We start from the raw sequence: 18,322 nt of genomic DNA, 5'->3' as shown, positions 1-18,322 counted from the left end.
CCTATTCCTCTTTTAAGAGCTTAATGGCTTCTTCTGGTGTGATTTCGCCATTTTCCAACATGGTGACAACCTTTTTCACTGTTTGTGAAAGGCTTGTCGGTTTGAGCCGCATGCAGTCTTGAATCAGCTTTTGCATACAGCATTGCTTCTACTGTGTCAGTGATCATAACATCATACGTACCTTCTGCTACAAGATGTGGGATATCAAGGTTGTTTTCTACAACCGTTATGTTAGCATCACTTAGATACTGACGGACAAATTCTTCGTTTGTTCCGCCTGGATTTACCCCAATGCGCACAGAAGGCTTGTTGATATCTTCAATGGTCAGATACTTGTCTTTATCTTCCTTGCGAATCAAAGGCACCTTACCGAATGAAAGGTAACCTTGGGATACATAAGCGCTTTTTTGTCTGGCAGTGTTGCGGGTCACACCGCCCACAGCGATATCAAATTTGTCCGCTTGCAGGTCTTTCATCATCGTAGGCCATGTGGTAGCGACAAATTTCACCTCTACACCAAGATCTTTGCCAAGCTCCTTGGCAGCGTCCGCGTCAAAGCCTTCATACTCATTCGTTTCAGGGTTCAAATAGGTAAATGGTTTGTAGTCCCCCGTCATCCCTACCCGGATGTATCCACGTTTGATAATTTCATCAAGCTGGGAAGACTCCGCTTTTTTCAAATGCCCTGGTGCATTATTAGCTGCCGGTTCAGCCGAGACGTTTTGCGAGGAGATCAGGTCATGACTGACATACCCAGTACCTAGCAAGGATAAGCTGATCACTCCAGCCATCAGTGTTTTTTTCCAATTGTTAAACATGTGATTTCCCTCCGTTTTTTGCTGTATTTTTAATTAATCCATCAATTAGTAAAAATACAACAAAATAAGAGAATCACCTTCAAAAAACAAACATTTTTCCACAATTGATAGAAAAAGGACTGCACATATTAGTCATGTCTAAAATGTGCAGTCCTCATTTAATGGTATCTAGTTATGGACCATAAAAAATCATAAATAACATGAGAAATATGTTTAATGCTAACAATATCTTACCAAAGAGATTTTTTATAGCTAAAACAGAAAACACACAAGAAATCAAGAATGAGAAAATTGCTATTTGGGGTGTAAAATACACAAAGTCTAAAATGCCTGACATAGAAAAAAACAAAAGAAAAATGCTAATAAATAGAAAGATCATTGAAAATATTAATGCTATCGCGATATAAGTAAAAGTCCTGAGTTTTTTCAGATGTTGTTTCTCATAACTATTATCAACCATTTTTGCCCCCTGATATTAAGTTAGTTTATTCCTTAAAATCAACCTTTACCGAATACTATTCTTTAGCTGATCAATAAATACCTTCTTCCACCGATGGTTGCATAAGAAAAAGCTGTCTTAAAGACAGCCCCAGCCTGCAGCTAACGCACCCTTCGTTCAACAAAACTCGTTTTTTACCTTGTTTATGCCAGCTCCAGATTACCAATTTGGGGATATCCGTTAGTTCCGTAGCGCTTTTCTGACTTTCCTTGCAAAAACTAATGGATCATCAACAGCTTCGATATTAACGTAAACCAAATTCGGTTTATCGAAAAGCCACTCATTGTGTATGGATGAAACTATTATTCCTTGTTTAAGAATGGAAGCAACAAAACTCTCGACTTCTTTTTGCAAGAGTGCTACCCTGCCTAGGCACAATGCCCGTCCAGTATGATTATCTCTGGATTCAAATGAGAAAGAAGAAGTTACTCTAAAACGTTTCCCTAAAATTTTCACTTTGAGTTCATTTCGATTTATGGTTGCCACACATTTGCCACCCGCAAATCCCTCTTGGCCGCCGATAATCCTAGCAAACTTTTGACAAATCAATTCATCATTAGATGCCAATCTATTCATCTCCTCCCTAGTCTTAATAGGATATGAATTAATGAATAGATCCGAAACGGATATATATCTATTTTGGAATAAGAATTATGCTGATTACTCATATCTTATTCAAACTATCCTGTAAGAAAAGGGCCGATCGTCACAGCTCACTAATTAACGCACACATCCGTTAGTTCTATAAGACTTATCGCAGATTTGACACAGACTGTGAATAAGTAATCAACTGCCTTTTTTGAATATATCTTTGAACTAAAATAAGTAGGGAGACGGTGCAGTGAGTGATATAGACAAACGGAACAGATTAAATGAAGAACCATTTACTTATGAATAACGAAAAAAGGGGCAGTAGTAATCTATTACAAAGGTAAACAAATTAAATCTTTAAAGGATAGGGAGGCTCTGCGTCTAATAGAAAGAATCAATGAAGTTGAAAATAATATAACAGAACTACAGGTATTGTTAGCTAAAATTACGGGTAACTTTAAACGGGGTAACGAGAAGTTGGGTAAAAATAAATAAACTAAGCCTTCGTATTTCGAGTACACAACGCTTATGGAACTAACCTGCCCCGTTAGTTTAAGTGTACCACTTCACAAAGTAACATCGATTTTAATATATACATTAAAACTTTTCTTACTCACATTTCATTTTATATCATAAAGAGTACCTCCAAGAACAGAAGGTACTCTTTACACACGAATCATCTATTTAACGCTGCATTGAACTCCTTGTTATTCTTTTCCACTAAACTCTAAAATATTTAAACCTTCGGATGCTTCTGGTGCTTCAAAAAATTGATTAACGTGAATAAACATCGCTTCCGTGTCAAAAGCTGCTCTTTCAGGTTGTTCGTTACGCCTTTGTGCAATTTGACGTAAGCATTGCTCGTTATTTAGATTAAGGAAAATTAGTTGATGGTTTGCATTGGCCTCTGACGCCATATCCAAAAACCACTTTCGCAGTTTTTGAGTGTTAGCTGGAAAATCCATCACTACATCTGTACCGACACTTAATATGTTTTGGACATGTTTTTTCACCAACGGTTTGAGCTGCGCTGAGAATTTTAGATAGTCCTCAAATGATGAGATCTGATCGGGATAAAGAGATGAAAGCCATTCATCCTCAGACAACAGTACCGCATGTTTATCCATCGCCAATTGTTTTGATTTAGTTGATTTTCCTGCGCCCATTTTTCCACAGAAAAAGTATAACGTCCCCAATTGTTTCATATTTTTTAACCCCCCGGCTTATTTTAGTGGTTGTTGTCCCACCTTGAAAAACAAGAGAAATTTGGTTTAGATTCTTCATTAAAAACTTCATCCTCCTCAAAAATACTACCATAAAAATCCAAACCCTTGTTTATCTAAACTGCCCCGTTAGTGCCATAAGAAAAAGCTGCCTTAAAGACAGCTCCGATCTTCAGCTAAACGTACCCGTTATTTATTTATTTATTTATTTTTTTGAGATTCTAAATTTCTTTTGAGAAATAAAATAAGCTAATGTAGCAGTTAGCAATGTTACCAGTAATGGAATTGAAGTCTTACCAAACACTACTTCTTGACTTAAATTACTCTCTACCGAAGAAAAATCGGGAGTATAAGAAGCAGTAAGAATCAAACCTGATCCTATTTGGAATACCATATATATCATTACGAAACTGATTAAAAACACAAGATACTTTTTCAATATCGTCACCACCTATTACATTATTTTACCATATGCACCATTCCAGTTGTTCTGCCCTGAAAGTTCTATAAAACTTTTCGCGGAGTTGACACAAATTGTTCAACGATTTTAAAAGCTAAAAACCATCCCTTAAAAGGATGGCCTGAAAATGGACATTTATTTAAGTTTAAGACATTTTATTCAAGCAGCTTATAGTGGGAAAGTAGTCTTATTCTTTATTTCTATAAGCTATTATGGTCGTTTTTAGGGCAGCATAATTTCCAATCGCAGCATAACCATAAAACCAACCCATAAAGATACCTGCTACTAAGCTGTGCCTATGACTAATGAAAATGGAAATCATCAGGCCAAGTGCCAGTGCTATGGAAGGTACAATTTTTTTTGAAACATTAAAGTAAACTTTAATTATTTGAGTTAGGAGCATTATAACAGGTATTGCTATCACGGCGTCCCAAAAGTTTGTATGTATTTCAGGGAAATTCATTTAAAAAAATTCACCTCTTATAGATAGTATGGTTTGATTTTTTAGGATTTGAAATACTTCTATAAATTGAAAACGGGTCACCAGAATTGTTGCTAAGGGGCCCCAACAACACGTTATGAATAGAATTTGCTACATTTTAAAAATTATTCCAGAAACAAGGCGGATTTGAGGGTAGACACAAACCCGAGAAATACATAACGATTGTGTCACAGTACGAATAAACGGTGGACACAACTGGGTAGTTTTTCACTTTAATGCGAATGTATGATAATGCTAAGAACCGTATTTTCAAAAGGCCGCCAATTGGCAGCCTTTTGAAGTTTAAACTAACTCTAAGATTTCTTTGAAATTATTCATACAAAATCAGCTTGTTTTAATTCATCTTCTTGAGCAAAGTCAAAGTTCACACCAACAGCAATAAGTTCATTATTCTTAGATTCTATTAAAAAAAGGTCAACCAGTAAAACTGGCTACCCTTAACGGACTCGTTAGGTGTAATTAGATTATTTCACAATCATAGTATGTTCGGCATAAATCCTTCCTACTGAATCAATGCCTTCACTTTTTGAAATTTACTTTACTATTATTTTTTTTAGTTAACATATAGCTTTGTTTTATCATTTCGTAAATATCCTCCTTTGGAACAGTACCGTCAAGAATTATTGAATTCCAATGGTCCTTATTAAGATGAAATGCCGGAACTACCGAATGGTACATCTGACGCCAATAATCCAACAAACCGGGTTCACATTTCACATTAATCCAAATATGGCCATCTTTTTCAAATATCCACGCAAACACTTTCTTGTTATCTATATGTCGCATTAACGTCCAATTCTTATCACGAAATGGATAATCTTCATATGTATTACCCATTCCCAAACAGTAACCGATAGCTCCCTCTCTATTTTTCATTGTTATCCTCTTCTCTAACATAATAACTTGTCAGTTTTTTAATAAAGCTGCATCCTTAATTATAACCCCTGGACGCTTTATAGCACTAACCTGCCCCTTTAGTTCCATAAGAATGATAGCATGGATGCAGGAAGGGGAATTTGAGCATTAAATTTCAAAATATTACCTTATTTAATTATAATAATTAATAAAGTTTTTTGTAAATAAGGGGGAAAGTTTTTTGTTTAATTATATTTGTGAAACATGTGGAGTCCAATATGAAGGTTCTAAAGAAGTACCCAATCAATGTTTGATTTGCGGGGAAGAAAGACAATATATTAGTCCTAAAGGGCAGACATGGACAACATTGGAACTAATGAAAAAAGATGGAATATTTAAAAATTCTTTTAATCTTGACGAAGAGGGGTTATATAGCATAAATACTAGTCCGAATTTTGGAATCGGACAAACTGCTTATCTAATACAAGATAAGAATTTTAATTTATTATGGGACTGTATTACATATATTGATCAAGATACGATTACCCAAATTGAAGATTTAGGTGGAATCGATGCTATTGCGTTATCTCACCCTCATTATTTCTCTAGTCAAGTGGAATGGGCCGAAGCTTTTGACACTCCGATTTATATTCATGAAGATGAAAGAGACTGGGTAACGAGGCAAAGCGAAAAAATCATTTTCTGGTCTGGAGAATCGCTTGAATTACAGGAAGGTGTCATACTTCAGCGAATTGGCGGACATTTTAAAGGCGGCACCGTTTTAGAATGGAAAAATGGAAACAGCCAGAACGGAATTTTACTGACTGGGGATATCATTCGGATCGTTGCTGATCGTCAATGGGTAAGTTTTATGTACAGTTATCCAAACTTCATCCCTATGCCAAGTGTAACAGTCGAAAGAATCGCAAATCGGGTTAATGAATTGAACTTTGGCCGTTTATATGACGCATTTCACCGAGTAATTAAAGAAGATGCCCATAACCAAGTTCAAAAATCTGCAGCTAGGTATGTTAAAGCACTAAATGGAACATTGTTTACTACATAAATACAAGTACAAATTAATAATAAATCAAAAATAGTTTTCAATTCTTCTACCTTTTTTACAAACAGAAATGCTAATATCCGAAATCATAAAATTTTTTTCTCGAACTTTTTTCAAACCAACAAAAGCCACCAAATTGGTGGCTTTCTTATGCTACTAACGAACCCGTTAGTTTAAGTGCAAAATTCCACATACTCTTTGCAGTTAAATTACCCCATTTCTTATAAACAATATTAAGCCCTTGGTTCCAAAAGAAAAAGCGATTACCTGGTATAGGAGCCGCCTTCAACTATCTTTGCAAAGTCATCAAGAGTAGTTGAATACTTGATATAAATTCGTGGTAAAAGATAAAGTTCGTCTTTAATGCCCTTCTCAGAAAATAGTTCAGGAGTTGTCGTAAGTCCAAACAAATAATATTTCTTCGTTTCTTCTACGACTTTGTCATTGAAATTTCCGTATGGATACGCAAGAACATTAACTGGTTTGCCTGTTATTTTTTGAATTTTATCTTTGGACTCTTTCAGTTCATATTCATAATTTTTTATTTCCGTCAAATCAGGATGTGTAGCAGTATGAGACTGGATTGAGATTATACCCGAATCAGCCATCATTTTTAAATCCGATTTCGATAATCGGTTTGGTCGACCGATAAAGTCAGAAATAACAAAAATGGTACCACTTGGTTTAAAACGTTCGTTTTCAAGTTTCTGAAAGATAGCAAATGCATTCAGATTGTTTTTGTATCCGTCATCAAAGGTAATGAAAATGGGTTTTTTTTCTTTATAAATTTCTTGCCAACGATCAAAAGTTAATAATGTGTAGCCATGGTCTTTTAAATAAATCATTTGTTTCTGGAAATTATCAGGAGTTACGTATAGCTCCTTAGAACCCTGCCCAGTAAACTCGTCAATCGAATGATAAATTAAAATAGGTACTTTTCGTTGAGCAAAAACTTGTGATGGAAGAATTAAGATAAGAAGACATAGGAAAAACATTACAACCTTTTTCATAAAATTCCTCGCTTTGCATCCTTTTTTTATCTTTTCAATTTATTGTGCCTCAAAAGCATAGTTCTATTATGAATTCTCCCATATTTGATTCTATCTCCCATTAATCAATGGTGACTTTGATAATCCCAAATGAAAAACTAATTTCTTAAAACACTAAGGATTCGGACTAACTGCCACATTAGCTCTATAAGAAAAAGAGTTGCCAAAGCAACTCCCTTAATGAAGTAAAGCACCGTTTAGTTGAAGAAAATTTGTACTATTTAATCCTTAATAGATCACGCCTGCGGCGTTACCTCTTCCTTGCGACCATGAGTCTGGTGACGAATAACCCTGATCTTCAGCTAACGCACCCGTTAGTTCTATAAGGAATAGCAGTTTAATGGTATTGAAACCAAACAAACCATCCTTTTTCCTTACTTTTAGCTAAAAATATTTGACCTTGGCCTAAGTTAGCTCCAGTTGCTTTGGGGAAATCTAAACGTATAAGCCAAGACTTTTCAGCAATTTCTTTGCTACAAAAGGTCTTTGCCATTCCAAAATAGTCTTCTTCATCTTTATTGCCAACTGTTTCGGGAAAAGGTTTGGCTGTTACTACATCCCACTTGGCTTTTTTACTATTGTGTTTTCATACAAAAAAGCTGCCTTAAAGACAGCCCCTATTTAAGCAAATGCACTCGCTAGTTAATTAAGAAACCCTGTATGGAAACAAAGAAAAGAAATAAAGAGACAACAATGCTCATATACCCCCAAAATCTTTTTCTATCCTTTTGAAGTTCGACTAATCCTGTTACTAACATAATTGCCCCTAAGAACAACATAGAATACGGCATCAACTCAAAATTTTGAGTAATTATCTGATAGGCTGATAAAGCAAGAACAATTATTGCTAAGATAACTCTAACTATTTTCAAGAATATATTACCCCCTAAGAATTAAGTCGGTACAATTTAAAATTTAATCATACCATTTACACATTTTCATTTGTGTAGAAAATGGAAATTCCTTCTTTAACAAACCTGCCTCTTAGTGCCATAAGAAAAAAGCAGCCTCGTCTTAATTTATTTTAAAATCTATGTATATAACTCTTAACAATATCAAAACCTATGACTAGCAACACATTACATTCATAGGAGCTGACAACATGGCTAGAAATAATAACAGTAGAATTAGTCAGCTAAATCTGCTAAATTTCCATTTTCAGTTCGATTAATTCCATCTCTTAATGCAACGTTTGGGTTCTTTCTTAACCTCTCTCTTTTTTCTTCTGGAGTTTCTTGTCGAGTATTCAAGTCAAACACCCCCTATGATTACCGTATTCTCTAATTTCTTGGTAATACCTTCTCTAAACCTGCTCCGTTAGTTCTATAAAAAGCAATCAATTGAATGTTTGTTTATATAAATAACCATTTTGGAAATGTAAAACCAACTCTCCATATAAAGGAAAATTGGTTTTTTTCTTATTCAACTACGGATTATCTAAGCTATAGTGGTTAGTAATTATTTGTAACTGCTCCCAACACACCAGTTCTCACTTGTGGAATGTGTTTAACTTTCATTAAGTTTTCAGGTGTACCACTTATAACTGCACCTAAAATTTTTATTTGCTCAGTCTTTATTTCCTTGTTTTTACCTTTAATATACTCATACACCTGTTTAGTTTCTTTATCATAGTAATTTTCACTTTCGTGTGATGCACTCGCTTTTAACCATTTAATAAAGAGCTCCTCACTAGGAACATCATTTCTATGTTCAAAACCGTAAAAATTGAAGCCATTAGCCTGTATCGGCATGGTTTCATCATCCAAATTATCGTAGATATCAACCCAATACCATTGGAGTGAAACACCTTTTGGTATCAAATCCCTCACTTGTTGCGGCGACAATTTCTCAGTGAATGAAATTGCTAACTCAGCTGCAAGGTTATCAGGCATCTTTTTTAAACGAGGAAAATCATTTATCATCGAATCATACTTTACCTCCGGATGATAATATTCCATGATTAGTTGCTTCGTATATCTATCATAACTACGACCATTTTTAACCTGCTCTAAATGTATCGGTGAATGGTCTCCTCCAAAGGAATGTGCCCCACCAAACAGACTGTATTCTATTTTCTTCTCTCCCCAGTCTATCGGTTTTCCATTGATAATTTTATATTGCTCAAAGGTTATGATTCCATTAAATAAACCATTGGATATGGTTTGAGAACCTGTAATATGTACATTCGGATTGGTAAAATTATAATGATCATGAAGCCCTGAATCACTAATAGCCTTATCCTCTTGATATTGCTTAATTACGGGCAATAGAACAAAAAAACCGAGCATAAATATGCTTGAAACAATAATTGAAATAATTACATTACGTAAAATTGTTTTTCGTTGTGCTTTTTTGATTGTCTTTGCAAACATTCCAGTTTGTTCAATATTTCCATCAAACAAGTCTTCTATATGATCGTCAAACATATTTTCTTTTCTATCATTCTTTTCTTTCAATGTTCTTTCACTCCTTTTTCATAAGTCTTCTTAAATTGAGTCCTGGCTCTAAATATGTACGTTTTTAATGTTCCGAGCTTCATATCTAACATTTCGCAAATTTCCTCATAACTTAATTCCAATTCGTACTTTAAAACGAGTAAATGTTTATATAGAGGTTTCAATTGATTAAGCGTAGCATTGATTTCTTCCCGGTTTTCGATATGGTCAATATGTTCCTCAGGCAATGGCTGATTATCAATGAATACTTGATTTTCCATGGTTACAGTTACATTCCGGTTCTGTTTACGACAAAGATCATAATAGTTATTTAAAGCTACTCGGAACAGCCAACTTGAAACTTTTTCTGGCTCAACAGAATCAATATAGAGTATCAATTTGTATAAAGATTCTTGAACAATATCCTCTGCATCTAAGGGGTTGGAACCAATTTTAATTAGATATCTTTTTATTATTTGTATTTTTTCACCCATCAATTGTTGTAACAATTCATTATCCACTGGTACCCCCCTTCCATTTCACCTATTAAACGATTTAGTGAAGGAAATGTTTACAAAAAAGAAAAAAATATTTGCTAACTATAGTAGAGCATTTATAAAATAATAAGCTATGTGGCCACAAAAAATTAATCAACCTTACCGTAAGCTACTAAAATAGAAAAACGCTGCATACGGCCTAAATTGGTCAAATGCAGCGTTTTTGTTTTTGGGAAAAAGAGCCCGTATTCCTCTAAATTACTATCTTCTTTAAAATTTGAAATCAACTACACGCACCAACTTGGCGGCCTTCTTGTCGAACTAACCCACCCGTTAGTTTAAGTGTAATATTTCACAACAGAGGAATCATTATTTATTTTCTTTCTTTTCTAACACCATACTGTAGAACGTAAGAAGAACCCCTCCTGCAACCATTACTGCGGCCATCCAAGGCGTATGTTGTAATCCTATGATATCTGTAGTAAGTCCACCTACATATGCGCCTAATGCAATTCCCCCATTGAATGAAGCGATATTAAGAGATGAAGCAACATCAACAGCACTTGGTACATAACGTTGTGCTAAGGTCAACACGTATGATTGTAATATAGGAACACTCATAAATGCCAACAACCCCATAGCTACAACCGTAATAAGACCGACTACTTTAAACGGTGCTGTAAATGTAAATATCAATAAAATAACAGCTTGTACGATGAACATATTAAGTAAAGCATTAAGTGGTTTCCGATCTCCCAAACGTCCTCCAATGGCATTTCCAATTGCAATGGCTACCCCATATACAAACAAAATGATACTAACATTCTTAGCATTAATATCCATGATGTCCTGAAGGATAGGTGAAAGGTACGTAAAGGTTACAAATGTACCCCCGTATCCTAGAATGGTTACCGCTAAAATCAGTAATATTCTCCCGTTTCTTACTAACTTTAATTGATCTTTGTAAGATGGAGGGGTTTCTATTTTTAATTGTTGACTTGGAATCGCAATAGCATTAAGGATAAGCGCAATCAAACCAATAAACGCAATTCCGTAAAACGGAATTCTCCAACCAAACATATCACTAATATAAGTACCGAAAGGAGCTCCAATGGCAGTAGCAACCGTAAATCCTCCAAATACAAACGCTATGGCACTTGCTTGACGGTTTTTAGGGACAAGACTAACGGCGACTGTTGAACCTATGGCGAAAAATACACCATGTGCGAATGCTGAGATTATGCGCCCCGTTAATACGATACTAAAAACAGGAGCAGCAGCCGTTATGATATGCCCAATAATAAACAAAACGATAACGGATAATAATACTTTTCTCCGCGGAACCTTAGCTGTTAAAGAAGTTAAAATAGGTCCCCCTACTGCAACTCCTAGTGCATACATAGATACAATTAATCCCGCAGTTGATACCGATATACCGAATTCATTCGCAACAGCAGGAAGAACACCTATGCTGATAAATTCTGTTATTCCTACCCCAAAGAACGTTGCGGCCAAAGCTATTAACGCAAACCGGTTCCCGTGTCGTGCTTTAGGCGATGTCTGTGCTAAGTGTTGTTCGTTCATTTGAAATCCACCTCACATTTCATCTTATTTGTATATACTGTATCTTCTATATGATTACTTTTAACCATCAAAGTGTTTTTCAGCACTATCATTCCCTCCTAATAATGATTTATTTGTTACAACCGTTATTCTACTCTGCGAAAATACATAAAACAAATTATGATTTCACGCATTAACGATAAATATATTTATAGGTATTTCAATACAGAATACAACAGAAAAAAATCATCCAAAGTAGATGGATGATTGACTAAAAATAAGAAGCAAATTACTGTTTTTTCCGGATTGTCTGGGTAAAATCATTTATTTCAGGAAGATGCTTGTTTTTTGTTTGATAGGCTATAAACAATTTATTATTAACTTTCAAATCTTCGAATATGATTTTGGATTTTGCCTCATCCATTGAATTTTCTAACAAATAGGTTGGTAGTAAACTTATTCCAGCACCGTTTTCAATTGCTTTAAGAATCAAATGTAAATTAGGAATGACGTGAATAGGTTTCATAATTGGACGTTTTTTAAAATGCTCTCTCCAAAATCTTCTTATAATCGGTAAGTCTAGCCCATAACTAATCCAATTTTGTGACGAAAGCCATTTTTCTTTTAGCTCATAGTTAGTACCCTCTTCTATTTCCAATTCTTTTGGGGCAACAATAACAAATTCCTCTTCAAATAACGTAATATATTCAATGCCTGGAACTGGATTTTTTTTTGAAGTGACAATTATATCTACTGTACCTTCTTTCAACAATTCCAATAGCTCATCGGCAGTTCCAAAGTAAGAAACCGTACATGTTTGAATTTCTTGAAGCTGATTTAGAATAATTTCATAAAAGTTTTCAATTGCTGAACCAATTCTGATTATAGAAAGAGTTGGAAATGAAGCACTTCTAAAACTTAATGTAGCTGCCTCTAAGGATTCAACAAGAGGAGCCAACTGTGAATATAATTCTTTTCCCCTTTCAGTAGGGACCATTTTCCTTGCGGTTCTTATAAATAGAAGCTCCCCAACCTCAGCTTCTAAAGCAGCTAAATGCTGACTCATAGCAGGTTGTGTCATGATACGTGTTTTTGCAGCTTCCGACACCGAATTATATTTATATATATAAATAAAGCTTCTATACCATTCAAAATCAATCATATTAAGAATCACTCCAATCATTATTCAGTTCCTTGAACTTATATTAACAAACCTATTATAATCGACTCCGTTTTGTATTTCTCAATTAAAAGTTGTTTATCCTTATACTTTTTCGATTCTTTACTGCTGTTCACCTTATTACCATACTGCCCCTTTGAGCATTATCTATAAAACCGAGGGAGTTCATTAAGAAAAAGCTGCCTTAAAGACAGCTCTGATCTTCAGGTAGCACCCGTTAGCTGAAGTACAATAATTCACAATCTTACTTTTTTAGATAAAACCATTACTAAAAGTTTTATTTGGGATAACTATTTTAAATATGTAAAAAAGCTTACTCAAAGAGTAAGCTTAACCTCTATAAACACTATCACATGTTCCAGGTTTTGGTTCATAAAAACAATGGTCTTTAAATTGACCAGTATGTGGTTGATCATACCATGTTGGAGGGCATGGAGCATGTGGATTAAAGTACCAAAGAGCATATCTAGCCGGATGCTGTCTCCAGTGCTTCAAATTCTGTTCTGCTAATCTTCTTTCAATACCCCTCGCTCTTTGATAAAATACATTCCCTTTTTGAACAGCTTCAAAAGAATAATTTCCTCCTTGTACTTGATAAATTACTTGTGGAATTGTTCTTAAACCTTTAAAGTCTAAACAATTAGCTACAAGACGATTCACAATTACATTTCCAACATATAACATTCCTTGTTTTCCTTCACCTTCGGCTTCTGCTCTCATCATCCTTGCCATTAAGTCAACGTCTGAACTTGTGTATTTTGCTCTTGTCATTTTTCCACCCCAAAAATATTGTATGAAAAATAGCCTACAGTCATGTCATTATTTATATAAATGCTTAGTTATAATAACTTACAGCTTCTAAGTAAAATGAAAACTATTGCATTCTTTTTTCCCTTTATTCAACTAACCTGCCCCTTTTGTGCCATAAGAAAAAGGCTGCCTTAGCAACCTTTTCTTATCGTTGAAGAATCGTTGATTAAAACTTCCTGTTCAATAATTTTCATTTCAAAAAGTAAATCAGCTTTTGATAATTACATATTTTTTGTCTTGCTCCGTTTGGTTCTTGAAACAAGACTTAAAACAACAAATGCAAATAAGCAATGACCGATTTGGTCTGCTAATTTGTATATTATTTAACCCTTTTCTAATAGTCCTTTGACTGACCTTTCTTTTGTTTGGATAGGGCAGATAGAATGGCTTGTCCGCCCACCTCTTGATTTCTCAAAAATTTCTTGGTCAGACTTAACTTATGAACAATTTTGTAAACGATCATCGCTGAAACGATACTGATGATGGCTCCGACAAGAACATCTGCTGGATAATGGACACCTACCCAAATTCGAGAAATGCCTACAAGAACAGCCAAAATTCCCCATAAAAATCCCCAACCCCTTTTGAACAACCAGAAGGTTATGCAAAATGAAAAAAATATGATCGTATGGTCGCTTGGAAATGAATTATTGACTGCTTTTTCAACTAACTTATTAACGTTGGGCAACTCAGCAAAAGGTTGATAATTCGAGTGGAATTGCCCTGCTATTTTCGCCAGTATTTCCGAGATAACTAATGCAATAAATGCACAGATTACCATGATTCTATTTTTATTACTACGAGAAAACAAAAACATCAGGACTGCCAATACTAAGAAAAAAATCATGTATTCAGCGATGAATACAAAGAAAGGATTTAAATCCGTGTATAGTTTACCTAGATTATTAATCATTCTAAATAAATTACTATTCATTTCGGACAAAGCCATTGAAAAATTCCTCCTGATTGTATTATCACTTAACCCTTCATTATGCTACATTATGTAAATAAGATGAACTTCAATTAAACCTATATTTTACATCTTTCAGACAGAAAGTACATCATCAACGTGACGGTTTAATCCTCCATTTATATTAAACTATCTCACTCCCACCTTAAACTATCTTGATGGAATATTTAGAGTATGGGCTCGTGTTGAGTGCAGCGAACAGATGGGTAACTGAATTTGAAAATGAAGCAACCGGATTGGCAAAGGAAATGGGATCAATTTGTGCCTATGTTTGTTATGACGCAAGTTGACGTCGTCCTTTTGATATATATAACAAGGACTGAACCTTTTGGATTATAAAAATTACCAGAGCTATATAGCTCCTTTTTTGTTTTATAAAAAAAGCCGCCAATTGGCAGCCTTTTAGAGAACGAACGCACCCGTTAGCCATCCATGAATCCCAAAAATCAGCGCTTCACCACAGAGAATGAAAATTGGTCTCTATGCCGATAATGTTTTAATGGCTGGCGAAGAAGATCGTTAAACCATGGTGCCTTTGATCCCATCCGTTAGTCTGACTCCGACGACCATGGTGTACCAAAGGACATCCTCTCCCATTATAACGGAACTTCAAATTGTCCTTTTCGCTTCTGCTCCAAACTAGCGATAAAGGAACGCATCAGCTTCATGGAAAACTGAAAGACTGGGCTTTGAATAAAGGTATATGCAAATGTCATAATAAACACTGGACCGCCAAGGATGAACCCGATAATCAAGATGAGGCTCTCGACAACGATTCTTGCCCAACTGACCGATAACCCGGTTTTTTCCGAAACGGAAAGCATGAAACCATCCCTGGGACCTGCCCCAATTCCCGCAGCCACATAAATCCCTCCGCCAATTCCGGTTATGATGATACCTGTCAACAATATGAGTATATTCAACCACCAATGCTTCGTTTCATGAGGAAGAATGTTGAGATGCAAAAAGAAATCCATGATCGGGCCGATTGACAAGGCATTTAGAAAGGTACCAATATTAATATACTTCCTATCCACGACAAAGACGATCAACACAAGTACTAAACCACACATGACACTCCACGTCCCAATTGTGAAACCGAACCACTCGAACAGGGCGACGTTTAAAACCTCCCAAGGATGCAGCCCCAAGGATTGAACATTCACCGCAATCGCATTCCCTAATCCAAAGAAAGTTAATCCGAGAAAAAAAATAAAATACCGTAACAGCCGCAATGACATCTCTTCACCTCTACACCTTTTATATCCATCTACTATAGATGAAGCAGGTTAAATGAACAAGATGATCTATCCAAATCAAAAGTTGTTACCAAATGATTAACAGTGAAGTACATAAAGACGTACCTATGGATGGTAGGTACTCTAAATCCCATTTAGGTTTTTTAAGAAACTTGTTCAACTAACCTGCCCTTTAGTTGCATAAAATTTATTGAGTTGACAAAGACTGAGACATAAAAAAAGACGGTTTAACCGTCTAATAAATAGCTTTCTTAATAAAAACTCACCTAGAATTAATCCTGGGAATACTTAGCCATCTTAACCAAACATAAATGTTTTTTTTCGATAGCTTATTGAAAAGACTAACCCCATCGCTAACATATTACCAATTAATGAGCTTCCTCCATAACTTATAAAAGGTAATGGTATTCCTGTTATAGGTACTAGGCCTATATTCATCCCGACATTCTCAAAAACATGGAAAAAAATCATGGAAGTAACACCGGTGCAAATGTAAGATTCAAAACTATTTTTTACGTCTAGAGCTAACTTCACTATACTCGAAATAAGGAGAAAATAAATTGTTACCAAAATACTAGCTCCAAAGAAACCATATTTAGAAGAAATAACGCTAAATATAAAATCCGTATGTGCTTCAGGAACATATATACCCTTTTCCAGATAACCATATACCCCTCCTGAACCAATGGCTAATAATGCTTTGGTTAGATTATAGCCTTCACCTGATGCATAAGATTCTGGATCGATCCAAGCATAAATTCTTCCTAATTGATAGGTTGCGAACCCCATTGATTGAAGAATATCAGGGTTGAAAAAGACTAAGTATATTAGAATACCAGAAATTAAGGAAATGATAATAAAAATAACACTTATGATTTTCCATGATATTCCCGAAACAATAAAAATCCCTGTAAAAATACATATTAAAACTAAAGACGTACCTAAATCTGGTTGTAGCATAATTAAAAGTATAGGAAGAGCTGTAGCAGCTCCCATCTTAATTAACAGTAACAAATCTGTTTTTAAAGTTTTATCTAAATATCTTTCATGATGTTTTTGTACTAAGAAACTTAAACAAATTATCAAAGATATTTTTGTGAATTCAGCTGGTTGTAGTGATCCGATTCCCGGAAGTTGAAACCAGCTTTTGGCTCCATTTATTTTACGAGCTATTGATTCAGGTGCCAAAATTAATGCGATTAATAGAATTATGCTAAATGAGTAAATAAACCAATTCAAGCGAAAGATCTGTTCAGAATCTAAATACATAATTCCTGCGATTATTCCGATTCCCACAATATACCAGGTTATTTGTCTAAATAAAAAATTCCCTTCATATTGGCCAAAATCTTGAGCATTTAATATAGCTATACAACTTGTTATAAATAGTAAAAGTAAAAGTGTAATCAGGTTGTAATCCAACTTTGAATTTTTCATTTTTTCCCCTTGTAAATATTTTCTTATGTTTATAACATAACTTAATTATAGTAAAAATGTGTATTTTTTTATTAAAAGCACTTTTATTGAAAGCGTGAAGGATTGTATGGAGGGGTAACCAATTAAAAAAAGGCTTAAAATGTTATCTTTTTTTGTTATACGATTTTATTTATCTTTTTATTTGTTCTGGGATTAAATTTCCGCACTAACATTTCCACATTTACATATTATTTCACAAAAAGTAATTAAAAGTATACAAGTAATTCATTAATATCAATAATAATCCTTTAGCTTATAGAACTAACCTGCCTCTTTAGTGCCATAAGAAAAAGGCTGCCGCAGCAACCTCATTATTGAAGTAAAGCACCCGTTAATTCATTTATTTTTCTTCTACATTACACAAATCTTCTGCTATCTGCTTTATTCTTTTATACCCCATTCCTTTTCTTTGCTCTAAGGATAATGGGTGGTTTTTTGGTTCTAATTCTATAGAAGGACGTAAACCTATCGGACGAGTGTGGACCAATGTTTTTAAGTTCAATGTTTCAGGATAACAAGGAATAGAAGTTTGCAGCCAACCAAACATTGGTTTCAAATTCTTTTCTCTAAGGAAAATTATTGAGGTTTCATTCCAGTTCCAACTCATATAAACTTCCCCTATTATCAACTGTAATTACTTACTTTCCTCATCACCTTTAACATTTTCTTATACAACTAAACTGCCTCGTTAGCCATTCATGAAGCGCAAAAATCAGCGCTTCACCACAGAGAATGAAAATTGGTCTCTATGTCGATAATGTTTTAATGGCTGGCGAAGAAGGTCGTTGAACTATGGTGCCTTTGAGCCCATCCGTTAGTCTGACTCCGACGACCACGGTGTACCACCGACTGTCGCGCCTTTATGGGTAGCACTCATGGGAGATTAATCCTTTTTTGGTCGTCGCGCTAGCCTCTACTTAATATGCTGTGATTGGAGGTTTTTGTTTAACGATTGACCAAACTCAATCAGATTACTCATATGGCTCAGCCTTTTTTTAAAAGGCGTTTTTACTGGGTCTATTTTGTTGTGGTTTTTTCTGGATTTTGAGCTTTTTTAATTTTCATGGGAGTT

At 34.9% G+C, this 18,322-nt stretch carries 21 protein-coding genes and 3 pseudogenes; 3 read left to right on the top strand and 21 right to left on the bottom strand.

Translation table 11 applies throughout. The features are described from left to right. Nucleotide 1 precedes the first annotated feature (1 nt). The 3 genes and pseudogenes from J7I90_RS28205 to J7I90_RS25740 all read right to left on the bottom strand — a co-directional run bounded on the left by J7I90_RS28205 (nucleotide 2) and on the right by J7I90_RS25740 (nucleotide 1,884). Nucleotides 2-61, bottom strand: coding sequence for an SHOCT-like domain-containing protein (locus tag J7I90_RS28205; protein ID WP_396020457.1), 60 nt, complete (start codon nucleotides 59-61; stop codon nucleotides 2-4). Nucleotides 62-68: 7 nt separating this feature from the next. Beyond that, nucleotides 69-818: pseudogene (locus tag J7I90_RS25745) on the bottom strand (transporter substrate-binding domain-containing protein); the annotation flags it as partial. Between the two features lie 679 nt (nucleotides 819-1,497). After that, nucleotides 1,498-1,884 carry a DUF1259 domain-containing protein gene (locus J7I90_RS25740; RefSeq protein WP_214774579.1) on the bottom strand — a complete coding sequence of 129 codons (387 nt, stop codon included), beginning with the start codon at nucleotides 1,882-1,884 and terminating at the stop codon, nucleotides 1,498-1,500. Between the two features lie 274 nt (nucleotides 1,885-2,158). Here J7I90_RS25740 and J7I90_RS27595 point away from each other — a divergent pair. Further along, nucleotides 2,159-2,403 (top strand): annotated as a pseudogene (locus tag J7I90_RS27595) (hypothetical protein). A 212-nt stretch (nucleotides 2,404-2,615) separates the two neighbouring features. Here the strand turns inward: J7I90_RS27595 and J7I90_RS25735 are convergent. The 5 genes and pseudogenes from J7I90_RS25735 to J7I90_RS25720 all read right to left on the bottom strand — a co-directional run bounded on the left by J7I90_RS25735 (nucleotide 2,616) and on the right by J7I90_RS25720 (nucleotide 4,969). Then, nucleotides 2,616-3,113, bottom strand: coding sequence for a P-loop nucleotide/nucleoside kinase family protein (locus tag J7I90_RS25735; RefSeq protein ID WP_214774577.1), 498 nt, complete (start codon nucleotides 3,111-3,113; stop codon nucleotides 2,616-2,618). Between the two features lie 223 nt (nucleotides 3,114-3,336). Further along, the gene (locus J7I90_RS25730; protein ID WP_214774575.1) at nucleotides 3,337-3,570 is read right to left on the bottom strand and encodes a hypothetical protein; all 234 of its coding nucleotides are present in this window, start codon (nucleotides 3,568-3,570) and stop codon (nucleotides 3,337-3,339) included. A gap of 208 nt (nucleotides 3,571-3,778) precedes the next feature. Continuing rightward, nucleotides 3,779-4,054 (bottom strand): hypothetical protein, encoded by a 276-nt coding sequence (locus J7I90_RS25725; protein WP_057279071.1) that lies wholly within the window; start codon nucleotides 4,052-4,054, stop codon nucleotides 3,779-3,781. A 353-nt stretch (nucleotides 4,055-4,407) separates the two neighbouring features. Further along, nucleotides 4,408-4,491, bottom strand: a pseudogene (locus tag J7I90_RS27990) (5'-nucleosidase); the annotation flags it as partial. A 121-nt stretch (nucleotides 4,492-4,612) separates the two neighbouring features. Next, the gene (locus tag J7I90_RS25720) at nucleotides 4,613-4,969 is read right to left on the bottom strand and encodes an MmcQ/YjbR family DNA-binding protein (protein ID WP_214774573.1); all 357 of its coding nucleotides are present in this window, start codon (nucleotides 4,967-4,969) and stop codon (nucleotides 4,613-4,615) included. Between the two features lie 220 nt (nucleotides 4,970-5,189). On the opposite strand from J7I90_RS25720, the gene J7I90_RS25715 reads away from it, so the two are divergent. Then, on the top strand, nucleotides 5,190-6,014 hold the full coding sequence (locus J7I90_RS25715) for an MBL fold metallo-hydrolase (RefSeq protein ID WP_214774571.1): 825 nt from the start codon (nucleotides 5,190-5,192) through the stop codon (nucleotides 6,012-6,014). A 260-nt stretch (nucleotides 6,015-6,274) separates the two neighbouring features. On the opposite strand, the gene J7I90_RS25710 is transcribed toward J7I90_RS25715, so the two are convergent. From J7I90_RS25710 to J7I90_RS25670, 10 genes are all read right to left on the bottom strand, one after another. Further along, nucleotides 6,275-7,021: a polysaccharide deacetylase family protein gene (locus tag J7I90_RS25710; protein WP_214774569.1), complete on the bottom strand. Its 747-nt coding sequence runs from the start codon at nucleotides 7,019-7,021 to the stop codon at nucleotides 6,275-6,277. A gap of 376 nt (nucleotides 7,022-7,397) precedes the next feature. Further along, nucleotides 7,398-7,553 carry a hypothetical protein gene (locus J7I90_RS25705; protein ID WP_251025479.1) on the bottom strand — a complete coding sequence of 52 codons (156 nt, stop codon included), beginning with the start codon at nucleotides 7,551-7,553 and terminating at the stop codon, nucleotides 7,398-7,400. A 145-nt stretch (nucleotides 7,554-7,698) separates the two neighbouring features. Further along, a complete protein-coding gene (locus J7I90_RS25700) occupies nucleotides 7,699-7,932 on the bottom strand; it encodes a DUF3953 domain-containing protein (RefSeq protein WP_214774567.1) in 234 nt (77 codons plus the stop codon). Between the two features lie 255 nt (nucleotides 7,933-8,187). Beyond that, nucleotides 8,188-8,310, bottom strand: coding sequence for a DUF6366 family protein (locus tag J7I90_RS27590; RefSeq protein ID WP_251025478.1), 123 nt, complete (start codon nucleotides 8,308-8,310; stop codon nucleotides 8,188-8,190). A gap of 201 nt (nucleotides 8,311-8,511) precedes the next feature. Next, complete coding sequence (locus J7I90_RS25695; RefSeq protein WP_214774564.1) at nucleotides 8,512-9,516, bottom strand: anti sigma factor C-terminal domain-containing protein; 1,005 nt, start codon at nucleotides 9,514-9,516, stop codon at nucleotides 8,512-8,514. Further along, nucleotides 9,513-10,016 carry an RNA polymerase sigma factor gene (locus J7I90_RS25690; protein WP_214774562.1) on the bottom strand — a complete coding sequence of 168 codons (504 nt, stop codon included), beginning with the start codon at nucleotides 10,014-10,016 and terminating at the stop codon, nucleotides 9,513-9,515. The genes J7I90_RS25695 and J7I90_RS25690 overlap by 4 nt, the downstream gene beginning before the upstream one ends. 345 nt (nucleotides 10,017-10,361) lie before the next feature. After that, nucleotides 10,362-11,576 (bottom strand): MFS transporter, encoded by a 1,215-nt coding sequence (locus J7I90_RS25685; protein ID WP_214774560.1) that lies wholly within the window; start codon nucleotides 11,574-11,576, stop codon nucleotides 10,362-10,364. A 268-nt stretch (nucleotides 11,577-11,844) separates the two neighbouring features. After that, entirely contained in the window at nucleotides 11,845-12,717 is an 873-nt protein-coding gene (locus J7I90_RS25680) for a LysR family transcriptional regulator (RefSeq protein ID WP_214774558.1), read from the bottom strand. Between the two features lie 348 nt (nucleotides 12,718-13,065). Further along, nucleotides 13,066-13,506, bottom strand: a complete 441-nt coding sequence (locus J7I90_RS25675; protein WP_214774556.1) for a cell wall hydrolase — start codon at nucleotides 13,504-13,506, stop codon at nucleotides 13,066-13,068. 373 nt (nucleotides 13,507-13,879) lie between these two features. Continuing rightward, on the bottom strand, nucleotides 13,880-14,494 hold the full coding sequence (locus J7I90_RS25670; protein WP_214774554.1) for an undecaprenyl-diphosphatase: 615 nt from the start codon (nucleotides 14,492-14,494) through the stop codon (nucleotides 13,880-13,882). 176 nt (nucleotides 14,495-14,670) lie between these two features. Between J7I90_RS25670 and J7I90_RS27900 the strand changes: the two genes are divergently transcribed. Then, nucleotides 14,671-14,805, top strand: a complete 135-nt coding sequence (locus tag J7I90_RS27900) for a hypothetical protein (protein ID WP_285289471.1) — start codon at nucleotides 14,671-14,673, stop codon at nucleotides 14,803-14,805. A 306-nt stretch (nucleotides 14,806-15,111) separates the two neighbouring features. Here J7I90_RS27900 and J7I90_RS25665 read toward each other — a convergent pair whose 3' ends face one another. The 3 genes from J7I90_RS25665 to J7I90_RS25655 all read right to left on the bottom strand — a co-directional run bounded on the left by J7I90_RS25665 (nucleotide 15,112) and on the right by J7I90_RS25655 (nucleotide 17,857). After that, nucleotides 15,112-15,756 carry a YczE/YyaS/YitT family protein gene (locus tag J7I90_RS25665; RefSeq protein WP_214774552.1) on the bottom strand — a complete coding sequence of 215 codons (645 nt, stop codon included), beginning with the start codon at nucleotides 15,754-15,756 and terminating at the stop codon, nucleotides 15,112-15,114. Between the two features lie 315 nt (nucleotides 15,757-16,071). Beyond that, the gene (locus J7I90_RS25660; protein WP_214774550.1) at nucleotides 16,072-17,211 is read right to left on the bottom strand and encodes an FtsW/RodA/SpoVE family cell cycle protein; all 1,140 of its coding nucleotides are present in this window, start codon (nucleotides 17,209-17,211) and stop codon (nucleotides 16,072-16,074) included. A gap of 379 nt (nucleotides 17,212-17,590) precedes the next feature. After that, nucleotides 17,591-17,857 carry a DUF2199 domain-containing protein gene (locus J7I90_RS25655; protein WP_214774548.1) on the bottom strand — a complete coding sequence of 89 codons (267 nt, stop codon included), beginning with the start codon at nucleotides 17,855-17,857 and terminating at the stop codon, nucleotides 17,591-17,593. Nucleotides 17,858-18,322 lie beyond the last annotated feature (465 nt).

This window comes from Bacillus sp. ISL-57, from assembly GCF_018613135.1.
GTDB lineage: Bacteria > Bacillota > Bacilli > Bacillales > DSM-1321 > Peribacillus > Peribacillus frigoritolerans.
Note: the sequence above shows the minus strand (reverse complement) of the source record. Positions and strands in the feature narration are given on the sequence as shown.